The organism is Williamsia sp. D3, assembly GCF_000506245.1.
Lineage (GTDB): Bacteria > Actinomycetota > Actinomycetes > Mycobacteriales > Mycobacteriaceae > Williamsia > Williamsia muralis.
In genome coordinates this window covers 34405-48296 of record NZ_AYTE01000016.1, presented here as the reverse complement: position 1 = coordinate 48296, position 13892 = coordinate 34405, and the positions used below count along the sequence as shown (strand labels likewise).

At 64.5% G+C, this 13892-nt stretch carries 14 protein-coding genes and 1 pseudogene; 11 read left to right on the top strand and 4 right to left on the bottom strand.

Annotated elements, in window-relative coordinates:
• Entirely contained in the window at positions 1–1251 is a 1251-nt protein-coding gene (gene purD, locus W823_RS41005) for a phosphoribosylamine--glycine ligase (protein WP_023957419.1), read from the top strand.
• A gap of 50 nt (positions 1252–1301) precedes the next feature.
• Here the strand turns inward: purD and W823_RS41000 are convergent, their stop codons facing one another.
• The gene (locus W823_RS41000) at positions 1302–2267 is read right to left on the bottom strand and encodes an alpha/beta hydrolase (RefSeq protein ID WP_030173381.1); all 966 of its coding nucleotides are present in this window, start codon (positions 2265–2267) and stop codon (positions 1302–1304) included.
• A 90-nt stretch (positions 2268–2357) separates the two neighbouring features.
• On the opposite strand from W823_RS41000, the gene W823_RS40995 reads away from it, so the two are divergent.
• The 6 genes and pseudogenes from W823_RS40995 (at position 2358) to W823_RS58790 (ending at position 7279) form a co-directional block, all read left to right on the top strand.
• On the top strand, positions 2358–3509 hold the full coding sequence (locus W823_RS40995) for a pyridoxal phosphate-dependent aminotransferase (RefSeq protein ID WP_023957417.1): 1152 nt from the start codon (positions 2358–2360) through the stop codon (positions 3507–3509).
• A gap of 84 nt (positions 3510–3593) precedes the next feature.
• Positions 3594–4193, top strand: coding sequence for a TetR/AcrR family transcriptional regulator (locus W823_RS40990; RefSeq protein ID WP_031332056.1), 600 nt, complete (start codon positions 3594–3596; stop codon positions 4191–4193).
• A 70-nt stretch (positions 4194–4263) separates the two neighbouring features.
• Positions 4264–5699, top strand: a pseudogene (purB, locus tag W823_RS40985) (adenylosuccinate lyase).
• A 278-nt stretch (positions 5700–5977) separates the two neighbouring features.
• Complete coding sequence (locus W823_RS40980; RefSeq protein ID WP_023957415.1) at positions 5978–6325, top strand: helix-turn-helix transcriptional regulator; 348 nt, start codon at positions 5978–5980, stop codon at positions 6323–6325.
• A complete protein-coding gene (locus tag W823_RS40975; protein ID WP_023957414.1) occupies positions 6322–6771 on the top strand; it encodes an SRPBCC domain-containing protein in 450 nt (149 codons plus the stop codon). The genes W823_RS40980 and W823_RS40975 overlap by 4 nt, the downstream gene beginning before the upstream one ends.
• A gap of 253 nt (positions 6772–7024) precedes the next feature.
• Positions 7025–7279 (top strand): hypothetical protein, encoded by a 255-nt coding sequence (locus W823_RS58790; protein ID WP_235189500.1) that lies wholly within the window; start codon positions 7025–7027, stop codon positions 7277–7279.
• A gap of 67 nt (positions 7280–7346) precedes the next feature.
• On the opposite strand, the gene W823_RS0128840 is transcribed toward W823_RS58790, so the two are convergent.
• A complete protein-coding gene (locus W823_RS0128840) occupies positions 7347–7637 on the bottom strand; it encodes a SelT/SelW/SelH family protein (protein WP_031332054.1) in 291 nt (96 codons plus the stop codon).
• Positions 7638–7724: 87 nt separating this feature from the next.
• On the opposite strand from W823_RS0128840, the gene W823_RS40965 reads away from it, so the two are divergent.
• The 3 genes from W823_RS40965 to W823_RS40955 are packed head-to-tail and all read left to right on the top strand — an operon-like array spanning position 7725 to position 11175.
• Positions 7725–8111 carry a DUF1304 domain-containing protein gene (locus tag W823_RS40965; RefSeq protein ID WP_023957411.1) on the top strand — a complete coding sequence of 129 codons (387 nt, stop codon included), beginning with the start codon at positions 7725–7727 and terminating at the stop codon, positions 8109–8111.
• A gap of 53 nt (positions 8112–8164) precedes the next feature.
• Entirely contained in the window at positions 8165–9058 is an 894-nt protein-coding gene (locus W823_RS40960; protein ID WP_023957410.1) for a phosphoribosylaminoimidazolesuccinocarboxamide synthase, read from the top strand.
• Positions 9055–11175: a S9 family peptidase gene (locus tag W823_RS40955; RefSeq protein ID WP_023957409.1), complete on the top strand. Its 2121-nt coding sequence runs from the start codon at positions 9055–9057 to the stop codon at positions 11173–11175. The genes W823_RS40960 and W823_RS40955 overlap by 4 nt, the downstream gene beginning before the upstream one ends.
• An 83-nt stretch (positions 11176–11258) precedes the next feature.
• Here W823_RS40955 and W823_RS40950 read toward each other — a convergent pair whose 3' ends face one another.
• Positions 11259–12722, bottom strand: a complete 1464-nt coding sequence (locus W823_RS40950; RefSeq protein ID WP_023957408.1) for a DHA2 family efflux MFS transporter permease subunit — start codon at positions 12720–12722, stop codon at positions 11259–11261.
• A gap of 30 nt (positions 12723–12752) precedes the next feature.
• Complete coding sequence (locus W823_RS40945; protein ID WP_023957407.1) at positions 12753–13280, bottom strand: MarR family winged helix-turn-helix transcriptional regulator; 528 nt, start codon at positions 13278–13280, stop codon at positions 12753–12755.
• A gap of 116 nt (positions 13281–13396) precedes the next feature.
• On the opposite strand from W823_RS40945, the gene W823_RS40940 reads away from it, so the two are divergent.
• Positions 13397–13885, top strand: coding sequence for a glutathione peroxidase (locus W823_RS40940; RefSeq protein WP_023957406.1), 489 nt, complete (start codon positions 13397–13399; stop codon positions 13883–13885).
• Positions 13886–13892: the final 7 nt, after the last annotated feature.

Here is a 13892-nt window from a genome sequence, read left to right as displayed (position 1 = left end):
GTGCGAGTACTCGTCATCGGATCGGGCGGCCGCGAACACGCCCTCGTATTGGGCCTGGACCGCGACCCCTCGGTCACCGATCTGCATGTTGCCCCCGGCAATCCCGGCACCGCAGCTGTGGCCACCAATCATGCGGTCGACATCGTCTCGTCGGACGCCGTGGTGGCGCTGGCCCGCGAGATCGAGGCAGACCTGGTGGTCATCGGCCCCGAGGTCCCCTTGGTGGTCGGCGTTGCGGATGCCCTGCGGACAGCCGGATTCGCAACCTTCGGGCCGGGTGAGCAGGCAGCAAAGATCGAGGGCTCCAAGGCCTTTGCCAAAGATGTGATGGCCGCTGCCGGGGTGCGTACGGCGCACAGCGAGATCGTCGACAGTCCGGCCCGGCTCGATGCCGCCCTCGACCGCTTCGGTCCCACCTGGGTTGTCAAAGACGACGGCCTTGCCGCAGGTAAGGGCGTGGTGGTCACCGCCGACCGCGTTGCCGCCCGCGCCCACGCGGCCGAACTTCTCGAGAGCGGCCACCCGGTGCTGCTGGAGTCGTTCCTCGACGGCCCCGAGGTGTCGCTCTTCTGCCTGGTCGACGGTGAGACGGTGGTTCCACTATTGCCCGCACAGGACCACAAGCGGGTCGGCGATGGCGATGCGGGGCCGAACACCGGTGGCATGGGCGCCTATACGCCGTTGCCGTGGCTGCCCGAGGAGATGACCACGCGCATCGTCGACGAGGTCGTCGCCCCTGTCGCGGCGGAGTTGGCCCGTCGCGGGATCCCGTTCTCGGGACTGCTCTATGCCGGTCTGGCCATCGGCGCAGACGGACCGGCAGTGGTCGAATTCAATTGTCGCTTCGGTGATCCCGAGACACAAGCCGTTCTGGCTCTACTCAAGTCACCGCTGGGCGTTGCCCTCAACGCGACCGCGACAGGGCACCTGGACCAGCTGCCGCCCCTGGAGTGGGAGCCCGGGGCCGCCGTCACCGTGGTGCTGGCAGCCGAGAACTACCCGGGTCGACCCCGTACGGGCGATCCGATCACCGGTGCCGACGCGGAGGGCGTGCTGCACGCCGGTACCGCATCGGTCGATGGATCCGTGGTCTCCAGCGGCGGGCGCGTGCTCAGCGTTGTCGGTGTCGGAGAAGACCTCGCAGCCGCACGGGCCCAGGCTTACGAGCGACTGTCGGGAGTCAAGCTCGCGGGTGCGCACTACCGCAGCGACATCGGCCTGGCCGCCGAAGAAGGCCGTATCTCGATCTGACTGCCGCCGAAGAAGGCCGTATCTCTATCTGATTGCCGGCGGCAAGCAGGTCAGGCCGCGAGGTTTCGGCCTAGAAACGCGATCTGCCCGGGCAGGACGCCGCGCCAGTATCGGTTGGTGTGTCCGCCGGGTGAGGTGCCGAAGGCCGGTGGTGGCCGCAGGCCCGCCATCCATTGCCGGGTGTAGGTGAAGAACTGGTCGCTGGATCCACACTCGATCAGCAGGGGGATCTTCATGAACGAATCTTGTTGCCCGAAAAGCGAATTGGCCTGGTAGTCGGCGAGACTGTCGAACGCTCGCGGGGGAAAGGTCGCGGGGTCGCCCCACAGCGCGGGGGAGCTGACGGCGATGGCCGATACCCGTGGTGCGCCCAGTAGTGCACCCAGGCGCAGTGCACCGTAGCCGCCCATGGACCAGCCGAAGAATCCGATGCGATCGGTGCGCAGCTGGAGTTCGGGGGTGCCGTCGAGCAGTGGCAGGAACTCGTCGAGCACCATCGCGCCGCCGTCGGTGCCATCGGCGCGGGGGTGATAGTAGCTGCGCGCGGCATCCACGGCGGCGAGGGCAAACGGTGCATTACCCTGATTCACCCAGTCCTGCATCAGGTTCTGCATCTCCAGACCCCCGCCGAAAGCCGCCCTCTGGTCGGTGTTCAGGGCGTGCAGCACCACCACCACCGGCAACTCGCCGGTGACGCCGGCCGGCCGTGCGACGATCCAATTGGTTTGACGTCCAAGCATTTTGGCGGAGATGAAGCTGCCACTGAACATCTCGGCCGTCCCGCTCTGCGGAACAGTCGGCGCAGTGGAGGTGGTCTTGGGTTCGTCCGCGCGGGCCGGCTGGGGTGCCACGCGCTTCGACTCGTCACCCGACCCGCACGCTGCCAGCAGCCCCATGGCACCCAGCCCGGCACCGGCCGTGAGCAGGGAACGACGGGGTATCGCCAGATCGGCGAGTCCGGAAGTGCCGTCGTCGTTGCTTCCGGGTCGCTGGAAGCGGTTGCCTGTGGTAGTCATTGCGAGATACACGGTACCTGCGGCGCGGCGCCGAGCTACCGTTCGACCCTCTGACGCGATGTCGTTTACGGCAGGCGCTAACTTCGACAGATGCGGTCGCAATCGGACAGATCCCAGGTCGAGATGTTCCATGTGATGGACGTGCTGGCAGCGATCGCCAAGCGACGGGCCCGCGGCCTCGACGTCGTGTCGTTGGCCGCCGGTCAGCCTTCCACCCCGGCTCCGGCGCCGGTCCTCGACGCCACCGCGGCCGCCTTGCATGCCTCTCCACTGGGTTACACCGAGTCGCTCGGTATCGCGCCGCTGCGCGAGGCGATCGCGGCGCATCACCGCGACACCTATGCAGTGGAGGTGAGTGCGGACGACGTCGTGATTACCACGGGCTCATCCGGTGCATTCACCCTGATCTTTCTCGCTGCTTTTGATGCGGGCGACACGGTGGCCATGGCCCGGCCGGGTTATCCGGCATACCGCAACACGCTCTCGGCGCTGGGTTGCCAGGTACTCGAACTCGATTGTGGTCCCGAAACGCGGTTCCAGCCGACGGTCGACATGCTCGAACAACTCGACCGGCCGCCGGCCGGATTGATCGTCGCCAGCCCTGCGAACCCCACCGGGACAATCCTCGCGCCCGAGGAACTCGCCGCTCTTGCCGCCTGGTGCGACGCCCACGGCACGTTGCTCATCTCGGACGAGATCTATCACGGCATCAGTTACGGGCGGCCCACCTCATGCGCATGGGAGACGTCGCGCCAGTCGGTGGTGATGGGTTCGGTGTCGAAGTATTTCTGTATGACCGGCTGGCGATTGGGCTGGATGCTGGTGCCCGAACCTCTGCGGCGGCCCGTCGAGCGACTCACGGCGAACATGACCATCTGTCCACCGACGATCAGCCAGCACGCTGCCGTCGCAGCGTTCACCCCCGAGTCACGGGCTGAACTGGACGGGCACGTGCGGCGTTACGCGCGAAATCGTGAGTTGTTGGTGGGCGGCCTCGCCGCGCTCGGCATCACCGACGTGGCACCTCCCGACGGTGCGTTCTATGTGTACGCCGATGTCGGTGCGATCACCGACGATTCGCTCGGCTGGTGTGAAGGCGTGCTCGAGCAGACCGGGGTTGCCATGGCGCCGGGTCTGGACTTCGACACCCGCAAGGGGCACCGAACCGTGCGGATGAGTTTCGCCGGTGCGACCGACGAGATCGAGCGGGCGCTGCAACTCCTCCGTCCGGTTCTCAGCTGATCGAGCATCACTGAAATCCTTGCCGGGGGTCAGTTTTTTGCCGAAACGATCCCGCCGCCGCGTGCCCTTTGCCACCATGGCGGAGTGAGAGCAGCAGCGACCCCCAAGGGGACGCGCCGAAGGGCGCGATTGATCGCCGCCGCCGGGGAATTGTTTCTGGAAGGCGGTTTTGACGCCGTCCGACATCGGGCGGTGGCCGACCGAGCGCAGCTTCCGCTTGCCTCCACGACGTATTACTTTGCCTCACTTGAGGATTTGGTTGCCGAGGCAGTGGCGTCCGCCTGTGCGAATGATTGCGATGCGATCATCGAGAGGGGCCGGGGGCTGACCCGGCGTCGCCGCGGGGCCGAGGCGACGGCCGAAGTACTCGCCGATGTCTTCATCGGGGAAGACACGTCGCGAGAGCGTCTGACCTGCCGGTTCGAGTCGGTTGTTCTCAGTGCGCGAGTGCCGCGACTGCAACAGGTTCTCATCGACCACCGAAACACGTTGCGTAACACCCACTTCGAGGTTCTCGAGAAGTCGGGCCGCAGCACAGATCCCAGTGGGATCGAGCAGTTGATGGCTGTCGAGGACGGTGTTGTGATCGGGGCCCTGGCCGACTCGGTGGAGGACGTTGTCAAGGTGACCCGCACCGCCCTGAGCGAGGTCATCGACCAGCTCGCACCCGTCGTCGCAGTGTGATGCGCCGGTCGTGACCGCCATGTGAGGGGGCCGTGGTGGACATGTCGCATAATGAGGCGTGTCTGAAACAATATCGCCGACCGAGAAGCCGCGGGTCTCGAACGTCCTGGCCGGTCGCTACGCGTCGGCAGATCTGGTGCGATTGTGGTCTGCCGATCACAAGATCGTCCTGGAGCGGCAACTGTGGGTCGCAGTCCTCAAAGCGCAGCAGGAACTGGGCGTCGAGGTGCCCGATGAGGCGATCGCCGACTACGAACGTGTGCTCGATCAGATCGACCTGGCCTCCATCGCCGACCGTGAACGGGTCACCCGCCACGACGTGAAGGCGCGCATCGAAGAGTTCAACGCCCTCGCTGGCCACGAGCACATCCACAAGGGGATGACCAGCCGCGACCTCACCGAGAACGTCGAGCAATTGCAGATCCTGCGGTCGCTCGAGCACGTACACGCACATGGTGTCGCCACCGCGGCACGCTTGGCCGACCGGGCCGCCCAGTACTCCACACTGGTGATGGCCGGTCGCAGCCACAACGTCGCGGCGCAGGCCACCACCCTGGGCAAGCGATTCGCATCGGCGGCCGACGAACTGCTCATCGCGCTCACCCGCCTTCGCGAGCTGATCGACCGCTATCCGCTCCGCGGCATCAAGGGCCCGATGGGCACCAGCCAGGACATGCTCGATCTGCTCGACGGAGACGTTGACAAACTGTCCCAGCTGGAGTCGAAGGTGGCCGACCACCTCGGGTTCTCGAAGTCGCTGACGTCGGTGGGTCAGGTGTACCCGCGATCACTCGACCACGACGTGGTCTCGGCGCTGGTACAGGTGGCTGCCGGCCCCTCGTCGTTGGCTCACACCATTCGCCTGATGGCAGGCCATGAGCTGGTCACCGAAGGTTTCCAGGCAGGGCAGGTCGCAGTTCGGCGATGCCGCACAAGATGAACACCCGCAGCTGCGAGCGGGTGAACGGGCTCGCCGTGGTGCTCCGGGGCTACGGATCGATGGCTGCGGAACTGGCCGGCGCGCAGTGGAACGAGGGTGACGTGTTCTGTTCGGTGGTGCGCCGAGTGGCATTGCCCGACGCCTTCTTCGCCATCGATGGACTGCTCGAGACGTTCCTGACGGTGCTCGCCGAGTTCGGTGCCTACCCCGCAGTGATCGCCAAAGAACTCGACCGGTACCTGCCGTTCCTGGCGACCACCAAGGTCCTGATCGCCTCGGTCCGTGCAGGCGTCGGTCGCGAGGTCGCGCACGAGGCGATCAAGGAAAACGCCGTCGCCGTGGCCCTCGCCATGCGCGAAGACGGTCGCGATCCCGACCTGCTGGACCGCCTGGCCGCCGACGACAGGATCCCACTCGACCGCGCCGGGCTCGACGCCGCGCTGGCCGACAAATCGGCATTCATCGGCGCAGCAGAGCACCAGGTGGCCGACGTCGTCGCTCAGGTGGGCACACTCGTCGATCAATATCCCGACGCCGCCGGCTATGCGCCGGCGCCTATTCTCTGACCGTTTCGTCTGCTGGGTCCGCAGACCCTCCGACTTCGTGGAGTTCCTCCGGTTGCAACCGGAGTTCCTAGCCGAAGTCGGAGGCTTTGGCGGGCCTGGGTTGCTGGTTGCCTAGACCCTCCGACTTCGTGGAGTTCCTCCGGTTGCAGTCGGAGGTTGTGGCCGAAGTCGGAGTTCGTGCGCGGCCGTGCCGGCCGCAACGGGTTGGCAGCCGCTCTCGAGTCCGTAGTATTCAACCTGCTGGTTCATAACCAGTTGGTTGAATAAGGGAGAACGACGTGTCGGACGATCAACTCAGTGCCGTGTTCGCGGCGCTCGCCGACCCCACGCGGCGGGCTCTGCTGGCTCGGCTCGCGGAAGGGGAGGCGACGGTGTCGGCGCTCGCCGAGCCGTTCGACATGAGTTTGGCGGCGGTGTCCAAACACCTCAAGGTTCTGGAACGCGCCGGACTCATCTCGCGGGGCCGCGACGCGCAGTGGCGACCGTGTTCCCTCGAAGCCGAGCCGTTGGCGGCGGCCAGCGACTGGCTGGCCGGCTATCGCCGTTTCTGGGACGGCAGTTTCGACCGTCTCGAACAACACATCAACCGGATCACCGGGTCCGGCCAGGGAAAGGAAACACCATGACAGACACGGCAACTCGCGAGTTCACGATCGTCAGAGAGTTCGCTGCCACTCCGGAGGTGGTATTCAACGCCTGGGTCGACAACGACCAGGCCGCGCAATGGATGGGCCCCGAGGGTTTCACCATGCCACGAGATCGCATGCATGGCGATGCGCGACCAGGCGGGAGCTATGGCGGAGTGATGATCAGCCCTGACGGTGAGGAATTCGCCACCGGTGGTGTCTATCAAGAGGTCTCGGCACCAGAACGCCTCGTATTCACATGGGGCGACCCGACCAACACCGACAGCGTCTCCGTCTGCACCGTGACCTTCGAAGAAACAACGCCGGGCACCACAACCATGACCTTCCACCTCCTCGCGCCGGGACCGCTGAGTCCCGAAGACGGTGCCCGCAGCGGATGGGACAGCTGCTTCAACAACTTGCAAAGGCTGGTGGAAGTCCGGTGACAACCTCGGCGCACATCGACCCGAATGAGCTCCCGCAGGGCGACATCGGTCTGCTCGAGACGGACGTGGCTCGCGAACTCCTCAGCCTCGCATCGCCTGCTCGGCTCGCTTATGTGGCGGCCGACAACAGCCCGCGCCTCTTCCCGATGAATCACTGGTGGACAGGTACCGAATTGGTCATGGCCACGTTCGCCGGTGCCGCAAAGTTGCAGCGCTTCGTAGGCGCCCGGCAGTGGCGATCACTATCGACACGGTGTCAGCCACACCCCACGTCCTGCTATTGCGAGGCGATGCGGTGGTCACCGACGTCGACGGCATCGTGCCCGAATACGAGCTCGTCATGCGCCGGGATATGCCACCGGCGCAGGCCGATGCCTACTTCGACGGGTTGCGTGCCGATGGCGCGACCATGCATCGCATCGGGGTGATTCCGACCTGGGTGGGTGTACTCGACTTCGAGACGCGTTTTCCAGGAGCGGCCCCGGCCGCAATGAGCGCTCCGAGTTGAGGTCGTCGGAGGCTCCCGGAATGATTGGGAACGTGCTTTCGAAGGCGGGCTCAGGCGATGTGGAGTACTACTCGGCCGCGGTATCGGCGTGCCCGAGGTTCCAATCCGGCACCGCGATGTCGCGCACGAGCTTCTTCAGGGTGACGACGTCCGGAAAGCCGTTGTCGCGCTTGCGCTCCCATATCAACTGTTCGTCGACTTCGATGGTGAACACGCCGCCGGTACCTGGCACCAGGGTCACCGACCCCAGTTCGGTACCGAAGGTGTTCAGCAACTCCGTTGCCATCCATGACGCCCGAAGTACCCAGTTGCACTGAGTGCAGTAAGTGATGGTGACCGATGCAGCCGATGTGCTCACCGGTTCATTGTGGCAGTCTTCGCAGTCGGCGGATATTCATGCCGACAGCGGTAGCGGAGACCACATGACTTCGGACGGGACGACGACGTGACGGTAGTAGGCCTTGTATTCACCGCGATTGCGGCACTCATCCACGTGTACATCTTTGTGCTCGAATCGCTGCGGTGGACGTCACCGGCAACCCGCAAGACCTTCGGAACCACAGCCGAGGAAGCCGAAGCGACCAAGGACATGGCCTTCAATCAAGGGTTCTACAACCTGTTCCTGGCGATCGTCACCGCTGTCGGGATCGTGTTGACCCTCGTCGATCACGCCGATGCCGGAGCTGCGTTGGTGTTCGCCGGCGCTGGGTCGATGGTTGCCGCGGGTCTCGTTCTGCTGATCTCGTCGCCCGAGAAGGGGCGTTCGGCGCTGATCCAGCTGACGCCGCCCGCAATCGGCGTCGCGGCTCTTGCTGCCGGCCTGGTGTTCTAGCGCCACCCGCCCTGAACGTCGAAAGGCGTGCCCGCCCGACTAGCCTGAAAACCATGCGTCCGAGCCTGGAGTCCTACGAACATCTCGCGGCCGGAAAGGTACGTGACCTCTATTCGATCGACGAGCAGACGATGCTGATGGTGGCATCCGACCGCATCTCTGCCTTCGACCACATCTTGCCCACGCCCATCCCTGACAAGGGCCGGGTTCTCACCGCGATGAGCGTCTACTACTTCGGTGCGCTGGGCGTTCCCAACCATCTGGCGGGCGATCCGACCGACAGTCGTATCCCCGCCGAACTGGTGGGCCGAGCGCTCGTGGTGAAGAAGCTCGACATGCTCCCCGTCGAGTGTGTCGCGCGCGGGTACCTGACGGGATCCGGCCTCCTCGACTACATCGCCACCGGCTCGGTCTGCGGTATCGCCCTCCCGGAGGGGCTCGAGGAGTCGAGCAGACTCCCCGAGCCGATCTTCACCCCCGCGACCAAGGCAGACATCGGCCAGCACGACGAGAACGTCAGCTTCGACGCAGTGGTCGCCACCGTCGGCGAAACGCTCGCGCAAAAGCTCAGAGACCTCACCCTCGACATCTACTCGCGGGGATCTGAGCTGGCGGCAGAGCGTGGAATCATCCTCGCCGACACCAAGTTCGAGTTCGGACTCGACGATGAAGGCACTGTTGTCCTCGCCGACGAGGTCTTGACACCGGACAGTTCGCGGTACTGGGACGCGGCGAACTACCGGGCAGGCATGGTGCAGCCCAGTTTCGACAAACAAATCGTCCGCAACTGGCTCACCGGCCCCGACTCCGGGTGGGACCGCGATGCAGACAATCCGCCCCCGCCGTTGCCGGACGACGTCGCGCAACGTACCCGTGACCGCTACATCGAAGCCTACGAACGTATTTCAGGTCTGTCATTTGATGACTGGCCGAAGGGAGAGCAGTGACCGACACCTCGCAGGACGCAGCAGCAGGCACGCCGCCCGTCGCGAAGAAGATCCCGTTCGAGCGCAAACACCACGGAGACACCGTGATCGACCACTACGAGTGGCTGCGCGACAAAGAGGATCCCGAGGTCATCGCATTCCTCGAACAACAGAACGAGTACACCACCGCGCACACCGCCGACCTCGCAGATCTCCGCGCGGACATATACAACGAGATCAAGGGCCGCACCCAGGAAACCGACATGTCGGTGCCGACGCGACGCGGTCAGTACTGGTATTACGCACGTACCGAAGAGGGCAAGCAGTACGCACTCAGGGCGCGGTGCCCGATCGCCGGCCCCGACGACTGGACGCCGCCGACGGTCGAGCCCGGTCAGAGTGTGCCGGGGGAGGAGATCCTCCTCGACTCCAACGTCGAGGCCGAGGGCACCGACTTCTTCAGTCTCGGTGCGCTCTCGGTGAGCGAGGACGGTAATCTGCTGGCGTACAGCGTCGACACAGCTGGTGACGAGCGATACACCATGCGGTTCAAGGATCTTCGCACCGGCGAACTGCTCGCCGACGAGATCCGTGACACCGCGCCGGGCGCACTGTGGTCGCTCGATGGCAACCATGTCTTCTATCAGACTGTCGACGAGGCATGGCGACCCGACACTGTCTGGCGTCACGATCTCGGTGCAGGTACGCCCGACGTCAAGGTGTTTCACGAGCCCGACGAGCAGTACTGGGTGGGGATCGGTGGAACCCGCAGCGACAAGTACCTGATGATCACGCTCGGTTCGAAGATCACCAGCGAAGTCCGGATCCTCGACGCTGCTGACCCGACCGGCGAGTTCACCGTGGTGTGGCCCCGTGAAGAGGGAGTCGAGTACGGCGTGGAGCACGCCGTGATCGACGGACGGGATCGTTTCCTGATCCTGCACAACAAGAACGCCGAGAACTTCGAGCTGCTCGATGCGGCCGTGACCGATCCCACCGACACCCGGGTGCTGGTCCCGCACGACCCGGAGGTCCGGATCGAAGATGTCGACGCCTTCGCCGGCCAACTGGTCCTGAGCTACCGGCGAGAAGCGTTGCCGCGGTTGTCCATCGCGCAGCTCAACGGAAGCGGCACGCCGGAGTTCGTCGAGGTCTCGTTCGATGAAGAGCTCTACTCGGCCGGACTCGGCGGCAACCCCGAATGGGCGGCGCCGCGGCTGCGCATCGGGTACACGAGCTTCATCAACCCCACAGAGGTGTTCGATCTCGACGTCGCGACCGGCGAACGGACACTGCTGAAACGTCAGCAGGTGCTCGGCGACTTCGACCCGGCCGACTATGAGCAGTACCGCGACTGGGCCACGGCGAGCGACGGCACCAAGATCCCACTCTCGGTGATCCGGCGCCGTGAACACGCCGACGGGCCCGCGCCCACGTTGCTGTACGGATACGGCTCCTACGAATCGAGCAACGACCCAGGGTTCTCGATCTCACGGTTGTCGCTGCTCGACCGCGGCGTCGTGTTTGTCATCGCCCATATTCGCGGTGGCGGTGAGATGGGCCGGCATTGGTACGAGACAGGTAAGACCCTCACCAAGAAGAACACCTTCACCGATTTTGTTGCCGCTGCAGAACATCTGATCGAGACCGGTGTCACCACCCCCAAGCAGTTGGTCGGCGAGGGCGGCAGCGCCGGCGGCCTGCTGATCGGAGCGGTCGCGAACCTGGCGCCCGAGCTGTTCAACGGCATACTCGCGGTGGTCCCGTTCGTGGACCCGCTGACGTCCATCCTCGATCCGTCGTTGCCACTCACCGTCATCGAGTGGGACGAGTGGGGAAACCCGTTGGCAGACAAGACGGTCTACGAGTACATGAAGTCGTACTCGCCGTATGAGAACGTCGACGCCAAGCCGTACCCGCAGATCCTGGCGGTCACCTCGCTCAACGACACCCGCGTCCTCTACACCGAGGCGGCGAAATGGGTTGCCCGGCTGCAGGACAGCACAACCGGAGATGCGCCGATCCTGTTGAAGACCGAGATGAAGGCCGGACACGGTGGTGTCAGTGGCCGTTACAAGCAGTGGGAAGAAGTCGCCTTCGAGTACGCGTGGGTACTGCGTCAGACCGGTGCTGTCTGACATATCGAGCGCAACAAAAGGCGCGACCCGGCTGATGTCGGGTCGCGCCTTTTCTCTGCCCTGAACTGTGCGGTCCAGAGTGATCAGTGCATGATCACCGGGGTCTTCGCCTCGGTGTCGGCATCGACCGCGTCGTGCACTATCCGCTTGCGCGGCAGGAAGAACGCTGGGATCAGCGTCAGCACGATCAGTCCCACCGACACGATGAACGTGTCACCGAAGGCTCCGGCGATGTCGCCGCCGCTCTCGACTGCACCCTTCACGTTGTTGGCCAAGATCACCGAGATGACCGCGGTACCCACCGACCCTGCCGCCTGCTGCACAACGTTCATGAGCGTCGAACCGTCGGGAACCTGAGCCGGATTGAGCGTCGCCAGCGCCGCGGACATGATGGGCATCATCGTCATACCCATGCCGAGGCCCTGGACGAACAGAGCCGCGCCGAGGAGCCAGTACGAGGTGTCGGCGCCGATGAAGATGAAGACGCCGAGTCCGATTGCGATCAGGACGATGCCGGGGACCACCATCTTCCCTGGGCCGTGTTTGTCGGTCAGCCGACCGGCCATCGGCATGGTGAGCATCGCCCCGATGCCCTGAGGTGCGATGAGCAGCCCGGTCAAGAGCGTGGTCTCGCCGCGGACGCCGATGTAGTACTGCGGGAACAGCAACATCGCACCGAAGAACGCGATCATGAACAACGACATGGTCACCACCGACCACGACAACTTGCTGTTGGTGAACAGCCGCAGGTCGAGCAGAGGGTTACGGGCACGCAGGGCATGCACGATGAACCCGGCAACCAGGATTGCTCCGATCACGGCCGGTATCAGCACCTTTGCGGTCATGAAGGTGCCCTCTTCGGTACTCGAGGAGATGCCGTAGAGGAACAGCGCCAGACCAGGGGACAGCAGGAGCAGTCCGACGAAGTCGAACGTCGGGCGCGACGTCTCGTTGTCCTTGGGCAGGATCCAGTAGGAGTAAGCGAAGGCGAGTGCACCGATCGGCACGTTGATCAGGAAGATCCAGTGCCAGCTGGCGTACTCGATCAGGGCGCCGCCGATGATCGGCCCGAGGATGGGTCCGAGGAGCATCGGGATCCCGAGCACTGCCATCACCGAACCGACCCGAGCCGGGCCTGCCGCCTTGGTCAGGATCATCATGCCGACCGGCATCAACATGCCGCCGCCGAAACCTTGCAGCACCCGGAAGATGACCAGGGTGCCGATGCTCCAGGCCAGCGCACACAGCACCGAGCCCAAGACGAACAGCACCAGCGACGTCAGATAGACCTTCTTGGTGCCAAAACGTGCGGCGGCCCAGCTCGACAGCGGGATGACCGCGGCCAGGGCCAGTGTGTAACCGGTCATCGTCCACGCCGAACCGGCCTGGTCGGTGCTGAACTCATCCTGGAAAGTGTTCTGCGCCACGGACACAACCGTGGTGTCGAGAATCGACATGATCGCGCCGAGCACGACCACGGCAGCGATCTTGATCACTGCCGGGTCGAGCTTGTCGCTCGCACTCGACGTAGTTGACGGTGAGGTCATGGGGTCACTTTCTCGATCGTGTTCGAATGTCTATCGGGCGGCGGCCGAAGTGGCGGCCGCCGAACCCTGTGTGGCAGAACCAGTGCGGACATCGTCTGAGCACATCGGCGTGCTCAGATAGTCGCCGGCGAGGATGGGGAGCAGGGCACTGTTGAGATCAGCGCGCAAGTCACTCGGGAGTTTCGCGATCACATCACGCACCGAGTCTTCTCGACGCCGGATGCTCAACGCAACTGCTTTTTCGCCACCTTCGGCAAGCGAGACCCTCTTGATCCGGCGGTCGTGCTCGTCTTCGCGTCTCGACACCATGGAAAGACCGACCAGCTTGTCGACGGCACGTCCGGCGGCAGCGAGAGACAGGTGGAGCTCGTCTGCCAACTCGTTGACCGACAGCGCATTACCGTGCCGGCTGAGGATCAGCAGAGCCTTGTAGTGGGTGAAACCCAACTCTGTCTCGATGAGGTCATCCATCGCGTCGGCGTCGAGCGCGCAGGACAACCGGGTCAGGAACTCGTGCACTGTTCGAAAGGTCTCTTCGACCCCGCCTGATTGTGACACTGGCTAACGGTAACGCCGACGCAACTATTGACGCCAGCGCAACCAACTGTGTTTTCGGTTACATCGGCTGCGGCCGACTGCAGCCCCCGACGGCATCATCGTCGTAGCCTGTGTGAATGACCACCGACATCAAGAACATTCCCCTGCGCACACTGTCCGGCGACTCGACCACTCTCGGAGAGTTCGGCGGACCCGTCCTCGTGGTGAACGTTGCCAGCAAGTGTGGTCTGACGCCGCAGTACGCCGGACTGGAGAAGTTGGCCGAGAACTACCGCGATCGTGGCCTGACGGTGGTGGGTGTGCCGTGCAACCAGTTCATGGGGCAGGAGCCCGGGACCCCCGAGGAGATCGCCACGTTCTGCTCGACGACCTACGGAGTGACGTTCCCGCTGCTGGAGAAGACCGACGTCAACGGCGACGACCGCCACCCGCTGTACTCCGAACTCACCAAGGCGTCAGATGCTGATGGCGAAGCCGGTGACATCCAGTGGAACTTCGAGAAGTTTCTGCTCAGCGCCGACGGTGAGGTTGTCGGACGGTTCCGCCCGCGTACCGAGCCCGAGGCGACCGAAGTGGTCGAGGCCATCGAGCGAGCGCTCGGATAGCGGTACC